Genomic DNA, 15,716 nt, shown 5'->3' on the forward strand with positions numbered 1-15,716 from the left:
GGGTCAAGCCCGGGGTGACGGTTTGTGGCGAATTATAGGGTCGCTTATTCGGTCAACCGCGGGATCAGGTCTACGAAGTTGCAGGGCTTATGCCGAGAGTCCAGCTGGGTCGACAGGATGCCGTTCCACGCGTCCTTCACTGCCCCGGTCGAGCCGGGGAGCGCGAAGATGTAGGTGCCGCGCGCGACCACCGCGCAGGCGCGCGACTGGATCGTCGAGGTACCGATCGTCTGGTAGCTCAGCCAGCGGAAGAGTTCGCCGAAGCCCGGGATGTCCTTGCCGTCGAGCGCGTGCAGCGCCTCCGGGGTGACGTCGCGGCCGGTGACTCCGGTGCCGCCGGTGGTGATCACCACATCGACCCCGGGATCGTCGATCCAGTTGTGGAGACGCGAGACGATCAGCGATTTTTCGTCGCGGATGATTGCGCGGTCGGCGAGGATGTGGCCTGCGCCGGTGAGCAGCTCGACGAGCGCGTCGCCCGAGCGGTCGTCGGCCGCGCTGCGGCTGTCCGAGATGGTCAGTGCCGCGATGCGGACCGGCTTGAACGCAAGGCTTTCGTCAATCGGCATTGGCGAGGCCGGGCGCGTAGCTTAGCCGCACCCGGTCCTTGGTGTCGGGGAAGCGCGGCCATTTGCCCTGCGCCAGCGCGGCGCGGCTGACCGAGGGCTTGCCCTGCTGCGCTTCGTACATCCAGTAGTTGCGCAGCACGATGCCGACATAGCCGCGCGTTTCCCAATAGGGGATCGATTCGATGTAGAGCAAAGGATCGCCGCCGTCGCGCACCTCGGTCTGCCAGCGCGCGATCGGCGCGGGGCCGGCGTTATAAGCCGCAATCACTTTCGGCAGCTGACCGCCGGTCGAGCCGTCGCGGCTGAGATATTCGAGGTAGCGCTGGCCGAAGTCCATGTTGACCGCGGGAGTCTTGAGGTCCCCGGGGCCGCTCGCGTCGCCGTTCCAGCGCGCGAGGTCGCGCGCGGTGCCGGGGCGCACCTGCATCAGCCCCATCGCGCCCGCACCGCTGACCGCGGCGCGCTGGAAGCGCGATTCCTGGAGGGTGTGGGCAAAGACCAACGCGGGGTCGACGCGCCAGCCGCCGTTGGGCTCCCATTTGGGCTGCGGATATCGGGTCGAGGCTGACAGCTTGCGCCCCTGCGGGGTGTTATGCGCAAGCCAGAGCTGGGTTTCGGGCAGGCTCAAGGCATTGGCGATGGCGACCAGCCGTTCGTGCTGGTCGGCGCTGCCGATGCGCGCCTGGTGGCGGAGGGCCTCGCCGGCATATTGCTCCTCGCCGATCTCGGCGAGCGCGATCGCGGCGCGGACATTGGGCTGTTCCTCGAGCGCGCGCCAGGCGCTGCGGTCGGGACGGGCGGTCTGCTGGCCCACGACACCGTCGCCGAGCGTCTCGGCGGCGAGCAGGCCGTAGAAGGTTTCCTCGTTCGCGGCAGCGGCGCGGAGGCGCGGCTGGACCGAGGCGGGTTCGCCCGCCGCCATCGCGGCGCGCGACGCCCAATAATGGGCCGCGGCGCGCAGCTCGCTGTCGGGGGCTTCTTTCGCGACGCGGTCGAAGGCGATCAGCGCGGTGCGGTAATCGCGCAGGCGCCACGCGGCGAGGCCTTGCGTCCACGCACCCTGCGTCGCCCAGGCACCGCCATTCTGCGTGCAGGCGAGCGACAGGCGCAGCGCATTCGCATCGTCATTCTCGATATAATAGGACCAGGCGACCTTGTGCTGCCATTCGGCGCGCGCCTGCGGGCTGAGCTTGTCGATCACCGCGTTGAGCAAAGCCTCGGCGCCCGCGGGGTCGTCGTTCTTGATGCGCTCGGGGATGCTGCTGGCGAGGCCGTTCGCGAAGGGGTCGCTGACGCTGTCGGCGCCGACGCGGCGCGGGGCGCTGCCCGCCCAGCTGAGCCGCGTCTGATAGGGGAGCGCGGGGATGTCGGTCGCGCCGCGCTTCGCCGCGAGGCGGCCGAGCTGTTCGGCCTGCGGCAGGTTCGGCGAGCGCGCCAGGATCGGCATGATGTCGGCGACTTCGGCCTTGGGGCTGTTCGGCGCGACCAGCAGCTCGGCGCGCAGGAAATCATTGAGCGGGCCGTTTTCTGCGCCGTCGAGCAGCGCCCTGGCCTCGGCCCAGCGCTGGCCGCGGATCGCGCTCACCACTTGCGAATAGAGCTGCTTCTGCTTCGCCGACAGCACCGGCGGCACGGTCTGCGGCGCCATCGCGATCGGATCGCCCGCGTCGGCGGCGATCGCCGGGCTGGCGGCGGAAAACAGGAGGGCGGCGGCGAGAGCCGTGGTTTTTTTCATCTGTCAACGTCCCCGGTTGAACAGTTTGAGACTATCCCAGGCGGCCGCTTTCTGGGCCGGCCGGGCGAGCAGCATCGCGGGATGCGCGATTGCCACCGCCTCCACCTTGCCGCCATCTTGGTTAATATCGAGTAACCTTCCGCGCGCGTCGGGCAGCGCGATTTTCGCCGCCATGCGGACGATGTCGCTGCCGACGAGCAGCAGGCGGCCGGGGCGGGCGAGGCGGAGGTGGTGCCAGAGCAGCCGGTCGAGATCGGCCGTGGCCGCTTCGTCGCAGCGCCCGCCGGGCGGACGCGTGACCGCGAGGCTGGCGAGATAGCATTGCTCGCGCGTCGTGCCGATCGCGCGGAGTATCGCGTCGAGCAGCTTGCCCGCGGGACCGGCGAAGAGCGTGCCCTCGCGCTGGTCGTCGATTTCGGGCCAGGCGGTGAGCAGCATCAGCGACGCGCCGGGCTCGCCGGCGGGCAGGACACGGCGCGCGTCCCACTGGCTGCCGGGGACGCCCGGATGTTCGGCGAGCCAGCTTTGGAAGGCGGCCCATTCGGCGGGGAGCTCGACCGGGCCCCTGGCGACGGGGGCTTCCGCCACCTCCTGGCGCTGGAGCGCGGCGGGGAGCGGGACCTGCTCGGGTTCGGCTGCGACTGCCATTTTGGGGCGCGCAGGGGCAGGGTCGTTTGCGGGGGGCGCAGCAAGCCATCCCGCCGGTGTTTCGCCCACCAGCGCCTCGACGCCCGCCAGCGACCACCAGTCGCTATAGCTTTGCGCCAGCAAGGCTGAATTTTTCCCACCCATCGATTTGTTTCAAACAGGCAGTTGACGGACGCGTCAATTGGCGGGCATCGCATTTCGTGACAGAATGAGCGCAGGGCACGATGAATGTCCGCGCAGGGACGGCAGAAAGGTATTTGCGGTGAGCGAACGGGAATCGATGCCCTATGACGTGGTCATCGTCGGCGCGGGTCCGGCGGGGCTTTCGGCGGCGATCCGCCTCAAGCAACTCGCGAACGAAGCGGGCAGCGAATTGTCGGTCTGTATCCTGGAAAAAGGGTCCGAGGTCGGCGCGCATATCCTGTCGGGCGCGGTGATCGATCCCAAGTCGCTGGACGAACTGATCTCCGACTGGCGCGACCAAGGCTGCCCGCTCGCCGAGGTGCCGGTCAACGACAACCAGCATTGGGTGCTCACGAAGACCAAGAAGTTCAACCTGCCCGAATTCATCTCGCCCGGCTTCATGCACAACAAGGGCACCTATACGGGCAGCCTCGGCAACCTCTGCCGCTGGCTCGCCGAGCAGGCCGAAGGGCTGGGGGTCGAGATTTTTGCGGGCTTCCCCGCGGCCGAGATCCTCTACAATGACGATGGCTCGGTGAAGGGCGTCGCGACGGGCGACATGGGCGTCGCGCGCGACGGCAGCCACAAGGGCGATTATCAGCCGGGGCTCGAGCTGCACGCCAAATACACCTTCTTCGGCGAGGGCGTGCGCGGGCATCTGACCAAGATGCTAAAGCTGCAGTTCGCGCTCGACGCCGATTGCGAGCCGCAGGTCTATGGCCTGGGCGTCAAGGAACTCTGGGACATTGATCCCGAGAACCACGCGCCGGGGCGCGTGATCCACACGCAGGGCTGGCCGCTCGACGAACATTCGAACGGTGGCGGTTTCCTCTATCACCAGGCGAACGGGCAGGTGGCGCTCGGGTTCGTGACCTGGCTCAATTACCGCAATCCGCACACCTCGCCCTTCCAGGAAATGCAGAAGTGGAAGACGCACCCCGAGATCGCCAAGATCCTCAAGGGCGGCAAGCGTGTGTCGTACGGCGCGCGGGCGATCAGCGACGGCGGGTATCAGTCGGTGCCCAAGCTCGCCTTCCCGGGCGGCGCCTTGATCGGCGACAGCGCCGGTTTCCTGAACGTGCCGCGCATCAAGGGCACGCACACCGCGATGAAGTCGGGCATGATGGCCGCCGAGGCGGCTTTCGCGGCGGTGACCGCGGGGCGCGGCAGCGACACGCTGACCGCCTATCAGGACGCCTATGACGACAGCTGGGTGAAGAAGGAACTCAGCGTCGTGCGCAACGTGTTGCCGCTCGTCGAGAAATGGGGCGATTTCTTCGGCACGATCCTGTCGGGCATCACGATGTGGGCCGAGACGCTGAAGATCAAGATGCCCTTCACGATGAAGCATCATCCGGACAATGCGAGCCTGTACCGCGCCGACATGATGGCCAAGCCCGACTATCCCAAGCCCGACGGCGTGCTGACCTTCGACCGGCTGTCGTCGGTGTTCATCTCGAACACCAATCACGAGGAGGACCAGCCGGTCCACCTGCAGCTGAAGGACCCGTCGATCCCGGTCGAATATAATCTGCCGATGTACGACGAGCCCGCGCAGCGTTATTGCCCGGCGGGGGTTTACGAGATCGTCGGGCAGGACGTCGGCGATCCCAAATTCGTGATCAACGCGCAGAATTGCGTGCATTGCAAGACGTGCGACATCAAGGACCCGACCCAGAATATCAACTGGGTCACCCCCGAAGGCGGCGGAGGCCCCAATTATCCGAATATGTAAGCTGGGCCTGCTCGCGGCGGCGGCGCTGATGCCGCTCGCCGTGCAGGCGGCCGATGGCGGGGACGCGGCGTTGAACGCGCTGGCGCGCGCGCGGCTGGCCGAGGATGCGGGCGATCCGCAGACCGCGCTCGCGGCGCTGGCCGCGGTGGCGAGCGCGGCGCCCGAACTGCCGGGGTTGCGCGGGCGGATGCTCGAGCAGGCAATCGAGGCGGGCGATTTCGCCGCGGCACGCAGCGCGGCCTTCCTGCTGTGGCAGGCAGGCGACCGGCGCTTCGACGCGCAGCTGGTGCTCGTCGCCGATGCGCTGCGACGCGCGGACTGGAAGGGCGCGCAGGCCTATGTCGCCGGGCGTAGCGACAAGGGCGGCGGCGATGCGATCGCGCGGCTGGTGACGCCGCCGCTCAGCAGCTGGATCGCGGTGGGTGCGCGCGAGGCCGCGCCCGAGCGCCATCTGCTCGGCGCGGGCGATCGCGGACCGCCGCAGCCGGCATTCCAGCTCGAGGCGGCGCTGGTCCAGCTGGCCGCGCAGCGTCCGGCCGAGGCCACGGCGCTCGCCGACAAGGTGATCTTGACCGACCGCACGAGCCAGCTCGTCGCGGTGCGCGTCGCCGCGGCGCTCGCCAAGGCGGGCGAGGGCGCGGCGGCCGAGCGGCTGCGCGGACGGATCGCGCTCGCGACGGGCGAGCGCGAGGATCCGGTGCTGTTGCTGCCCGACCAGCTCGTCACGGCCCCGCGCGGCGGGGCGGCGCATTGGTTCGGGCTGCTCGCCGACGGCTTCGCGCAGACACCGAACAGCAATCCCAAGGTGCCTTTGCTCTTTGCGCGCGTCGCTTTCTGGCTGGAACCGAGCGACTGGCAGGTGCGCGGCGCGCTGCTCGAGGCGCTGGCGGGCAATGGGCAGATCGACGATGCGCTGGGCACGCTCGCCGAGTTCCGCGATCCGCCGCCGGTGCTCGCGATGCGCTATGCCGAGCTGGTCGCCGACAAGGGCGGCTTCCCCGCCGCGGTGAACCTTGCCGAACGCGCGATCGCGCGCGAGCCGGGGTCGCGCAGCCTGCTCGTGCGCTACGCCGATGTCGCGCGGCGCGGCGGCGATGCCGCGGTGGCCGAGCGTGCCTATGCGGCGCTCGAAGCCGATCTGGGCGACGGCGAGAATGATGCGGCGTTGCGCGGCAGCCTGCTGATCGCGCGCGCCGAACTGCTGCTCAAGGCCGGTGACTGGGACGCGGCGGCGCCTTTGCTCGACAAGGCGATCAGGCTGCGGCCGAACGACCCCAATGTGCTGAACTTCGTCGGCTATTCGTCGATCGAGCGGCGGAAGAATGTCGACCGGTCGCTCGAACAGATCGAGGCGGCGTGGGCGCAGGACCCGCAGAGCGCGGCGATCACCGATTCGCTCGGCTGGGCCTATTTCCTGACCGGCAAGCCCGGCGAGGCGGTGCCCCTGCTCGAAAAGGCGCAGGCAGGCGATCCGGCCAATGCCGTGATCGTCGAGCATCTGGGCGACGCCTATTGGGCGACGGGGCGGCATTTCCAGGCGCGCTATACCTGGCGCGCCGCGGCGCTGGTCGCCGAGGCCGACATGGCGACGCGGATCGAGGCGAAATTGCGCGACGGGCTGACCCCCATGACGACCGCGCCATGACGGTGTTTGCCGAGACGGGCTGGGCGAAGATCAATCTGGCGCTGCATGTGCGCGCGCGGCGGCCCGACGGCTATCATGAAATCGAGACCTTGTTCGCCTTCGTCGACCATGGCGATACGATCGAGGCGCGGGTGGCGGGGGCGGACGGGCTGGTTATCGACGGCGAGTTCGCCGAGGGACTGAGCGTCGGGGCCGACAATCTGGTGCTGCGCGCGGTGGCGTTGCTGCGTGCGCATTATGGCGCCGACCGCGTGCCGCCGCTGGCGGTGAAGCTGACCAAGCGGCTGCCCGTCGCGGCGGGGATCGGCGGCGGGTCGGCCGATGCCGCGGCGATGGCGCGGCTGGTGCGGGCGCATTTCCTGCCCGAACTGGGCGACGGCATCCTGGCGCGCGTTATCGCGCCGCTGGGCGCCGATGTCGCGGCGTGCGTGACGAGCCGGACCTGCCTGGGCGTCGGGGTCGGCGAAGAATTGTCGCCGGTGCCCGAACTTAGGCTCGGCGGGACGCCGGTGCTGCTGGTCAACCCGCGCCAGCCCGTCGCGACCGGGCCGGTGTTCGCGGCGTGGGACGGGATCGATCGCGGGGCGCTGTTCGGCGATCCGGCGGGGCGCGCGCAGCTCTTCGCCGCGCGCAACGACTTGCAGCGCGCGGCGATCGCAGAGTGCCCGGCGATCGTCGAAATGCTCACCGAGCTCGGCGCGCTGAGCCCATGGCTCGCGCGCATGTCGGGGTCGGGGGCGACCTGCTTCGCGCTGTTCGATGCGCTCGCCGAGCGCGATGCGGCGTCGGTGAAGCTCGCGGAAAGCCATCCGCATTGGTGGCAGATGGCGGGAACGCTGCGATGAGCGAGGCATGGGTGGCGCTCGGCAGCCCGCGGGCGGGCGGGGTGCTGCTGATCGGCGACCATGCGTCGAACCATGTGCCCGCCGACATCGACCTCGGCATCGACCCGGCGCTGCTGGACGCGCATATCGCGATCGATATCGGCGTCGCCGAGGTCGCGGCGCTGCTGGTCGATGCGGGCGCGGTCGATGCGGCGATCCTCGGCGGGGTGTCGCGGCTGGTGGTCGACTGCAACCGCGACGAGGAGGCGCCGGGCGCGGTGCCGATCGCCAGCGATGGCCATGCGATCCCGGGCAATGCGCTCGATCATGACGGGCGCGAGGCGCGGATGGCGCGCTTCTTCCGCCCCTATCACGAGCATATCGCCGCGACGATCGCGGCGGCGCGGCCGGCGTTCATCCTGTCGCTGCACAGCTTCACGCCCTCGCTGGCGAGCGATCCCGGGCAGGCGCGGCCGTGGCATGTTGGGGTGCTGTACAATGCGGACGAGCGGCTCGCGGCGCCCGCGATCGTGGCGCTGGAAGCCGAAGACCTGATCGTCGGCGACCAGCTTCCTTATTCGGGCAAGCTGCTCAACGCGACGATGAACCGGCACGCCGAGGCGAATGATATTCCCTATGTCGGGATCGAGATGCGGCAGGATCTGGTGCGCGACGCCGCGGGGCAGGCGTTGTTCGCCGGGCGGCTCGTTCGCATGTGCAATAAACTGGCATTGTCCCCGCCGCTCGAAGCGTGTAGGGGCGCGTAAGATTTGTGAAATATAATTACTAGGATTAGTTGAAATGCCTTCTTATCGTTCGCGCACTACCACCCATGGCCGCAACATGGCCGGCGCGCGCGGGCTGTGGCGCGCGACGGGGATGAAGGACAGCGACTTCGGAAAGCCGATCATCGCGGTGGTCAACAGCTTCACCCAGTTCGTGCCGGGGCACGTCCACCTGAAAGACTTGGGCCAGATGGTCGCGCGCGAGATCGAGGCGCATGGCGGGGTCGCCAAGGAATTCAACACCATCGCGGTCGACGACGGCATCGCGATGGGGCACGACGGCATGCTCTACAGCCTGCCGAGCCGCGACCTGATCGCCGACAGCGTCGAATATATGGTCAACGCGCATTGCGCCGACGCGATGGTGTGCATCTCGAACTGCGACAAGATCACCCCGGGCATGCTGATGGCCGCGCTGCGCATCAACATCCCCGTGGTGTTCGTGTCGGGCGGGCCGATGGAGGCGGGCAAGGTCGTCATCAAGGGCAAGACCGTCGCGCTCGACCTGGTCGATGCGATGGTCGCTGCCGCCGACGAGAAGTACAGCGACGAGGAAGTCACCGCGATCGAGCAGGCGGCGTGCCCGACCTGCGGCAGCTGTTCGGGCATGTTCACCGCCAATTCGATGAATTGCCTGACCGAAGCGCTGGGGCTGTCGCTGCCCGGCAATGGCTCGACGCTCGCGACCCACGCCGACCGCAAGGCGTTGTTCCTCAACGCCGGCCGCTTGGTCGTCGACATGTGCCGCCGCCACTATGAAGAGGATGACGACAGCGTGTTGCCGCGCAATATCGCGACCTTCGAGGCGTTCGAGAATGCGATGAGCCTCGACATCGCGATGGGCGGGTCGACCAACACGGTGCTCCATCTGCTCGCCGCGGCGTTCGAGGCGGGGGTCGACTTCACCATGGAAGATATCGACCGGCTGTCGCGCCGGGTGCCGTGCCTGTCGAAGGTCGCCCCGGCGAAGAGTGACGTGCATATGGAGGACGTCCACCGCGCCGGCGGGATCATGGCGATCCTCGGCCAGCTCGAGCGTGCGGGGTTGATCCATGCGCATTTGCCGACAGTCCACAGCGCAACCTTGGGCGACGCGCTCAACAAATGGGACATCTCGCGGACCAACGATCCCGAGGTGCAGAAATTCTTCATGGCGGCGCCGGGCGGGGTGCCGACGCAGACCGCGTTCAGCCAGGACCGGCGCTGGGACGATCTCGACCTCGACCGCGAGGGCGGGGTGATCCGTTCGGCAAGCCACGCGTTCAGCCAGGACGGCGGGCTCGCGGTGCTGTCGGGCAATATCGCGCTCGACGGGTCCATCGTCAAAACCGCGGGGGTCGACGAGAGCATCCTCAAATTCTCTGGACCTGCCAAGGTTTATGAAAGCCAGGATGCGGCGGTCGCGGGCATCCTGACCGGGCAGGTCGAGGCGGGCGACGTCGTCGTGATCCGCTATGAGGGACCGAAGGGCGGGCCGGGGATGCAGGAAATGCTCTATCCGACGAGCTACCTCAAATCGAAGGGGCTCGGCGCGGCCTGCGCGCTGATCACCGACGGGCGCTTTTCGGGTGGCACCTCGGGGCTGTCGATCGGCCATGTCTCGCCCGAAGCGGCCGAGGGCGGAGCGATCGGGCTGGTCGAGAATGGCGACCTGATCAACATCGATATCCCGTCGCGGACGATCACCCTCGCGGTCGCCGACAGCGTGCTGGCCGAGCGCTGCGCGGCGATGGAGGCGAAGGGCGATACGGCCTGGACCCCCGCCAAGCCGCGGCCGCGCAAGGTTTCGGTAGCACTTCAGGCCTATGCCGCGATGACGACGAGCGCCGCGCGCGGCGCGGTGCGCGACCTGTCGCAGCTGAAGGGGGCCAAGGGTTGAGGATCTCAGGACTGGCGATTCTGCCGCTGTTGCTGCTCGCGGGATGCAGCGACAAGCCGAACAATGCCGACATCGCCGCCGCCGAGGCGAAGCAGTCGCGCGACGCCGCCAACGACGGCCGCATTGAATGCGCGCTCGAGGGCGCGAAGCTGTTCGACCGGACCTGTACGGTGCAGGAGATAAGCGGCGCGGACGGTGCCGTGCTGGTCGTCGGGCGGAGCGACGTCGGCTATCGCCGGCTGCAGATCACCACCGACGGGCGCGGCGTCATTTCGGCCGACGGCGCGGAGGTCGCGAATGTCTCGATCGTCGATGAGGGCGTGATCGAAGTGGCGGTCGGGGGTGATCGCTACCGGTTGCCGGCGGATACCGGTGGGGTGGATTAATCGCGCGCTTTGGCGTGGGGAGCTGCCGTTGCAATTGTTCCCTTCGTCATCCCGGACTTGATCCGGGAACCGCCTTTTTCTTCAAGACAAGGCAGGCCCCGGGTCAAGCCCGGGGTGACGATGAACGAGACGTTCGTCTCGGATTGAACCGGTCCTGGAGTTCTCACTCGCCCCAAAACGCGCTACCACAGCGCCATGCCCGTCCCAGCCGACGCCCCGATCCTGACCACCGCCGCGATGCGTGCGGCCGAGGCGGATTGCGCGGCGTCGGGGACTTCGCTCGCCGAATTGATGGACCGCGCGGGCGCCGCGGTGGCCGATATGGCGTGGCGTATGGCGGCGGGCGGCCCCGTCCTGATCCTGTGCGGGCCGGGGAATAATGGCGGCGACGGTTATGTCGCGGCGCGATTGCTTGCGGGGCGCGGGGCCAAGGTGCGGATTGCCGCGATCGCCGAGCCGGCGACCGATCTGGCGCGGGCCGCGCGGGTGCGGTGGAGCGGGCCGGTCGAGGCGCTGACCCTCGAAACGGCGCCGGCGCCGCTGATCGTCGATGCGCTGTTCGGTGTCGGGCTGACGCGGCCGGTCGGCGCCGACCTGGCGGCGATATTGCAGCGCTTCGCCGGGCGGCGGGTGCTCGCCGTCGATGTGCCGAGCGGGGTCGATGGCGACGGGGTGCGCGACTGGGTGCCGCCGCTGCCCGCCGATGTGACGCTGGCGCTGGGGGCGCTCAAGCCTGCGCATGTGCTGCTGCCGGCCGCGGCACATTGCAGGCGCGTGCTGCTGGCGCCGATCGGGATCGCGGCGGAACGGACGATGCGCATTTTGCCGATCGCGAAGATGGCCGCGCCTGATGCCACGGCGCACAAGTTCGATCGCGGGATGGTGCTGGTCCGGTCGGGGCCGATGTCGGGTGCGGCGCGGCTGACCGCTGCGGCGGCGCTGCGCAGCGGGGCGGGCTATGTCGTGCTGAGCGGCGCGGACGATGCGCCTTTGGATGCGATCATCGCCGAAGGCGGCGGCGGTTACGGCGCGCGGCTGGGCGATCCGCGGGTCGGAGCGGTGATCGTCGGGCCGGGCTATCCGGCGGACGAGGCGCTGAATCGCGATGTCGCGGCGGCGCTCGATAGCGGCAAGCCGCTGGTGCTCGATGCCGGCGCCATTGCTTCGGCTTTACCGCGCTTGCGGGCGCTCGGCGGCGCGGTGCCGGCAATCCTGACCCCGCATGAGGGCGAGTTTGCCAAGGCCTTCCCGGGGCTGGCGGGCAGCAAGATCGACCGTGCCAAGGCCGCCGCCGCCGATGCGGGCGCGGTCGTTATCTACAAGGGCGCCGATACCATCGTCGCCGCGCCCGACGGCCGCGTCGTCGCGGCATGGCCGGGCAGTCCCTGGCTTGCCACAGCGGGGACGGGCGATGTGCTCGCGGGGGCGTGCGGGGCGATGCTGGCGCGCGGGGGCGATGCCTTCGACGCCGCCGTCGCTGCGGTGGGCTGGCATATTGCGCGCGCGCAGGCTATCGGCCCCGGCCTTGTGGCCGACGACCTGGTGAAAGACTGACGTGAACGAAACAGCCCTGATTACCCGCATTGCCGCGCGCGGCGACGGTGTTACCGACGATGGTCGCCATGTGGCGGGCGCGGCGCCGGGCGACCGGGTGCGCCCCGACGGCATATTGATCCCCGGGCCCAACCGCGCCGAACCCGCGTGCCGCCATTTCGGTAAATGCGGCGGGTGCCAGTTGCAGCATGTCGCCGAGGCCGGGCTCGCGGACTATGTGCGCGACCGGGTGATCGGCGGGCTCGAAGGGCAGGATGTCGCGGCGGGCGAGGTGCTGCCCGCCTTGCTGTCGCCCCCGCACAGCCGCCGCCGCGCCGCGCTGACCGCGCTGCGGACGGGCAAGCAGGTCGCGATCGGCTTCAACGCGGCGCAGAGCAACCAGATTGTCGACATGCGGATGTGCCCGCTGCTGCTGCCGGAATTGTTCGCGCTCGTCGCGCCGGTGCGCGAATTGCTGACGCTGATCGCGCCGCAGCGGCGGCCAGTGAAGGTCAAGCTGCAGATGCTCGACCAGGGCGTCGAACTGCTCCTCGAGGGGGTGAAGGCCGAGGGGCTCGACGCGGCAATGGCGTTGCAGGATTTCGCCGGCGCGAACCGGCTCGCGCGCTTCGTGATCGACCAGGGCGACGGCCCCGAGATATTGTGGCAGCCGGATCCGCCGACGGTGCGTTTCGGCGGCATCGCGGTCGAGGTGCCGGTCTTTGCCTTCCTGCAGCCGACAGAGGTGGGGCAGGCGGCGCTGGTTGCTGCGGTGGCGAAGGCGATCGGCGATGCGGGCGCGGTCGCCGACCTGTTCGCCGGCGTCGGCACCTTCGCGCTGTCGGTGCAGGCGGGACGCAAAGTCTATGCCGCCGAGGGCGCGCGCGATGCGGTCGCGGCGCTGACCGGGGCGGCGAACCGCGCGCGCGCGCTGGTCGCGACCGAGCATCGCGACCTGTTCCGGCGGCCGCTGGTGCCGACCGAACTGGGTCGTTTCGGCGCGGTGATCCTCGATCCGCCGCGCGCGGGGGCCGAGGAGCAGGTCAAGGAACTGGCGTCGTCGGACGTGCCGGTGATCGCCTATGTCAGCTGCAACCCCGCGAGCTTCGCACGCGATGCGAAGCTATTGGTCGCGGGCGGGTATCGGCTCGACTGGGTGCAGCCGGTGGGGCAGTTCCGCTGGTCGACGCATGTCGAGCTGGCGGGGCGGTTCAGTCGGTAATTCCCCTCCCTGAAAGGGAGGGGTTAGGGGTGGGTCGCGCCGAAGGCGCATGACTTCATACCCACCCTCGCTGCGACTAGGCAGCAAGCTGCCAAGTCTCGCTGCCCCTCCCTAGAAGGGAGGGGAAAGCTGGCTCAATGCAGCACGAACCCCATGAACGCGTGTACGCACAGCGCGAGCAGCGCGAGGCTGGCCAGCGCGAAGATGCCGAAGCGCCACATCACGCGATTGACCGTCACCTGGACGAGGCTGTGCAGGATGCGCAGGCCCACATAGGCCCAGGCGAGCTGCGTGTTCAGCCCGCCGCCCATGCCGCCGATCGCGAGCGCGATCGCGACGGCGTAAAACACCGTCGGCTGCTCCATCAGATGGTTGTAGTTGTGCGCCTTCCACTGGACCTCGGGCGGCAGCACCTCGTCGAGATTCTTGCCGGTGCCGCCGACCATCTTGGCGGCGTCGATCTTGGCGCGGCTCATCGCGGGGATGCGCGTCGCGTACATCCACACCCACATCACCATCGACCAGAGCGCGAGCGTCGCGACCGGTCCCAGAATAGCGTTGGTTTCCATATTCTCTTCTCCCCCTTCAACCCAGAGTGGCGATGACCGCCAGCAGCGCCAATGCGAACAGGCACAGCGTCGCCAGCGCAAAAATGGTGAAGCGCACCGGAATGCGGTTCACGGTCGACTGCCACAGGCTGTGCACGATGCGCAGCACGACATAGGCCCAGGCGATCCACGCGACATAGGCCGGATAGCCGCCGGCGCCGTGCAGGATCAGGATCACGGCGTAGAAGAGTGTCGGCTGCTCGCACAAATGCGTATAATTGTGCGACTTCCAGTTGGTCAGCGGTGGCAACACGCCTTCGAGGTCGCCGCCGCGCCCGCCCGGCGGCGCGGCTTTCAGGTCGATCCCCGACTTGGCGAGCGCGCGGAAGCGCGTCACCGCGGTCCACACCAGCATCACGAGCGTCCACAGGACCAGCACCGCGCCCGGCGCGAGGATGTTCGGCGTCATATCGCTCCCCCTTTATTTGGCCGCGATGCTAGGGATCGCGCGCCGATATGCAATTGCCCAAATTCACCTGCGCCGTGCCGCCAGTTCGGCGCGGATCGCTTCGCCGTCGCCGTCGATCCGCGGCGCGAAGCCGATATCGCGAACCGGCGTCGCGCCATATTTCACCGGCGGCTGCATCTCGACATAGCCGCCGACGTCGGGATGGACGCGGTGGCGGAAGAAGCCCGTTTCGGTCAGATGCGGGTCCTGGCGGATATCCTGCAGGTCGCGCACCGCCATCGCCGGGATATCGTTTTCGGCGAAGAGTGCGAGCCATTCGGCGGTCGAGCGCGCGGGGGTGCGTTCGGCGATCGCGGTGTAGACGAGCGGCATATGCTGCGCCTTCGCCTTCGCCGCCTCGAATTCGGGGGTGCCCAGCAGTTCGGGGCAGCCGAGCAGGCCGAGCAGCCGCGCGGTCGATTCGGGGGTGTAGGGCACGATGGCGAGATAGCCGTCGCTGGTCGGGAAGGGCTGGCGCGTCGGGTCGAGCTGGCGCGGATAGCCCGCAGGGCCGATCGGCGGGTCGAGCGTGTCGTCGCGCAGATGCTCGACCATCATGAAGCTGGTGAAGCATTCGAACATCGACACCTCGACCGCCTGCCCCTCGCCGGTACGCAGCTTGTGGACCAGCGCGGCGAGGATCGCCTGCGCGCCATATTGGCCCGCCACTTTATCCGCGATCAGCGAGGGCAGGTAGCGCGGACGCGGATCGCCGTCGACGCGCGGCAGCAGGCTGGTGGTGCCCGTCGCGGCCTGGATGACGTCGTCATAGGCCTGGAGGTCGGCATAGGGCCCGTCCTGCCCGAAGCCGGTGCCGTGGACATAGACGATGTCGGGCTTGATCGCCTTGCAGCCGTCGTAATCGAAGCCGAGCCGCGCGATCGCCTTGCCGCGAACATTGTGGAAAAAGACGTCGGCGGTGGCGATCAACTCGCGCAATAATGCAGCGTCGTCGGGTTTCTTGAGGTCGAGCGCGATCGAGCGCTTGCCGCGATTGACGGTCAGATGGACCGACCCCATCGTCGGATCGGGGATGCCGTTGCCGAGATAGCGCGAGATGTCGCCGAGCCCCGGCGCCTCGACCTTGATCACCTCGGCGCCGAGATCGGCGAGCATCTGCGTCGCATAGGGGCCGAAGATGACCGTGGTCAGGTCGACGATCCGGATTCCCTCGAGCATGGCCACCGACATCGTCTCCCCTCGTTCGTTGTACGTCGGACGAATGGTTGCGGAAGAAAACCGGAGAGGCAATGCCCCTTTGTGTCATTGCGTCGCTTTCCGGGTCGTTCGGGCGGCGACGGCCTCGGGATCGTCGTCGCGCCTCGCGGCGCGATGACGAAGGCGGTGACCGGCGCCGCGGCCTGCTCGATCGCCTGCGCGAAGCCGAAGACGCGGCCCTGCCGCCCGAAGGGCACGACCTTTTGCAGCGTCGTATGCTCGGCGGCCTCGGCATAGGGGCCGAGGAAGAGCCAGATGAAGCAGCCGATCGCGAGCAGCGGGGCGGATGAAGCTTGGC

At 68.7% G+C, this 15,716-nt stretch carries 15 protein-coding genes; 9 read left to right on the plus strand and 6 right to left on the minus strand.

All coding sequences use genetic code 11. From position 1 onward, the window contains the following. Positions 1-44: 44 nt before the first annotated feature. The 3 genes from moaB to AC1RNQ_RS10855 are packed head-to-tail and all read right to left on the minus strand — an operon-like array spanning position 45 to position 3,096. The gene (moaB, locus tag AC1RNQ_RS10845; protein ID WP_493171147.1) at positions 45-569 is read right to left on the minus strand and encodes a molybdenum cofactor biosynthesis protein B; all 525 of its coding nucleotides are present in this window, start codon (positions 567-569) and stop codon (positions 45-47) included. Beyond that, positions 559-2,304 carry a lytic transglycosylase domain-containing protein gene (locus AC1RNQ_RS10850; protein ID WP_493171148.1) on the minus strand — a complete coding sequence of 582 codons (1,746 nt, stop codon included), beginning with the start codon at positions 2,302-2,304 and terminating at the stop codon, positions 559-561. Before AC1RNQ_RS10850 ends, moaB begins: the two co-directional genes overlap by 11 nt. Before the next feature lie 3 nt (positions 2,305-2,307). Continuing rightward, positions 2,308-3,096 (minus strand): uracil-DNA glycosylase family protein, encoded by a 789-nt coding sequence (locus AC1RNQ_RS10855; protein WP_493171149.1) that lies wholly within the window; start codon positions 3,094-3,096, stop codon positions 2,308-2,310. A 118-nt stretch (positions 3,097-3,214) separates the two neighbouring features. On the opposite strand from AC1RNQ_RS10855, the gene AC1RNQ_RS10860 reads away from it, so the two are divergent. The 8 genes from AC1RNQ_RS10860 (at position 3,215) to AC1RNQ_RS10895 (ending at position 13,144) form a co-directional block, all read left to right on the plus strand. Next, positions 3,215-4,870 carry an electron transfer flavoprotein-ubiquinone oxidoreductase gene (locus AC1RNQ_RS10860; RefSeq protein WP_493171150.1) on the plus strand — a complete coding sequence of 552 codons (1,656 nt, stop codon included), beginning with the start codon at positions 3,215-3,217 and terminating at the stop codon, positions 4,868-4,870. Positions 4,871-4,898: 28 nt separating this feature from the next. Then, the gene (locus AC1RNQ_RS10865; RefSeq protein WP_493171151.1) at positions 4,899-6,515 is read left to right on the plus strand and encodes a tetratricopeptide repeat protein; all 1,617 of its coding nucleotides are present in this window, start codon (positions 4,899-4,901) and stop codon (positions 6,513-6,515) included. Further along, on the plus strand, positions 6,512-7,360 hold the full coding sequence (locus AC1RNQ_RS10870; RefSeq protein ID WP_493171152.1) for a 4-(cytidine 5'-diphospho)-2-C-methyl-D-erythritol kinase: 849 nt from the start codon (positions 6,512-6,514) through the stop codon (positions 7,358-7,360). The genes AC1RNQ_RS10865 and AC1RNQ_RS10870 overlap by 4 nt, the downstream gene beginning before the upstream one ends. Beyond that, entirely contained in the window at positions 7,357-8,106 is a 750-nt protein-coding gene (locus tag AC1RNQ_RS10875; RefSeq protein WP_493171153.1) for an N-formylglutamate amidohydrolase, read from the plus strand. Before AC1RNQ_RS10870 ends, AC1RNQ_RS10875 begins: the two co-directional genes overlap by 4 nt. Before the next feature lie 34 nt (positions 8,107-8,140). Beyond that, entirely contained in the window at positions 8,141-10,003 is a 1,863-nt protein-coding gene (ilvD, locus tag AC1RNQ_RS10880; protein WP_493171154.1) for a dihydroxy-acid dehydratase, read from the plus strand. Beyond that, positions 10,000-10,389 (plus strand): hypothetical protein, encoded by a 390-nt coding sequence (locus AC1RNQ_RS10885; protein WP_493171155.1) that lies wholly within the window; start codon positions 10,000-10,002, stop codon positions 10,387-10,389. Before ilvD ends, AC1RNQ_RS10885 begins: the two co-directional genes overlap by 4 nt. Positions 10,390-10,584: 195 nt before the next feature. Further along, positions 10,585-11,943 (plus strand): NAD(P)H-hydrate epimerase, encoded by a 1,359-nt coding sequence (locus AC1RNQ_RS10890; protein ID WP_493171156.1) that lies wholly within the window; start codon positions 10,585-10,587, stop codon positions 11,941-11,943. A gap of 1 nt (position 11,944) precedes the next feature. Beyond that, on the plus strand, positions 11,945-13,144 hold the full coding sequence (locus tag AC1RNQ_RS10895; RefSeq protein WP_493171157.1) for a class I SAM-dependent RNA methyltransferase: 1,200 nt from the start codon (positions 11,945-11,947) through the stop codon (positions 13,142-13,144). 134 nt (positions 13,145-13,278) lie between these two features. Here AC1RNQ_RS10895 and AC1RNQ_RS10900 read toward each other — a convergent pair whose 3' ends face one another. From AC1RNQ_RS10900 to AC1RNQ_RS10910, 3 genes are all read right to left on the minus strand, one after another. After that, on the minus strand, positions 13,279-13,713 hold the full coding sequence (locus AC1RNQ_RS10900) for an MAPEG family protein (RefSeq protein ID WP_493171158.1): 435 nt from the start codon (positions 13,711-13,713) through the stop codon (positions 13,279-13,281). A 16-nt stretch (positions 13,714-13,729) separates the two neighbouring features. After that, a complete protein-coding gene (locus AC1RNQ_RS10905) occupies positions 13,730-14,161 on the minus strand; it encodes an MAPEG family protein (protein ID WP_493171159.1) in 432 nt (143 codons plus the stop codon). Between the two features lie 63 nt (positions 14,162-14,224). After that, complete coding sequence (locus AC1RNQ_RS10910; RefSeq protein WP_493171160.1) at positions 14,225-15,391, minus strand: CaiB/BaiF CoA transferase family protein; 1,167 nt, start codon at positions 15,389-15,391, stop codon at positions 14,225-14,227. Between the two features lie 35 nt (positions 15,392-15,426). On the opposite strand from AC1RNQ_RS10910, the gene AC1RNQ_RS10915 reads away from it, so the two are divergent. Further along, entirely contained in the window at positions 15,427-15,708 is a 282-nt protein-coding gene (locus AC1RNQ_RS10915; protein WP_493171161.1) for a hypothetical protein, read from the plus strand. Positions 15,709-15,716: the final 8 nt, after the last annotated feature.

Source organism: Sphingopyxis sp. GW821-FHT12F08, from assembly GCF_058806755.1.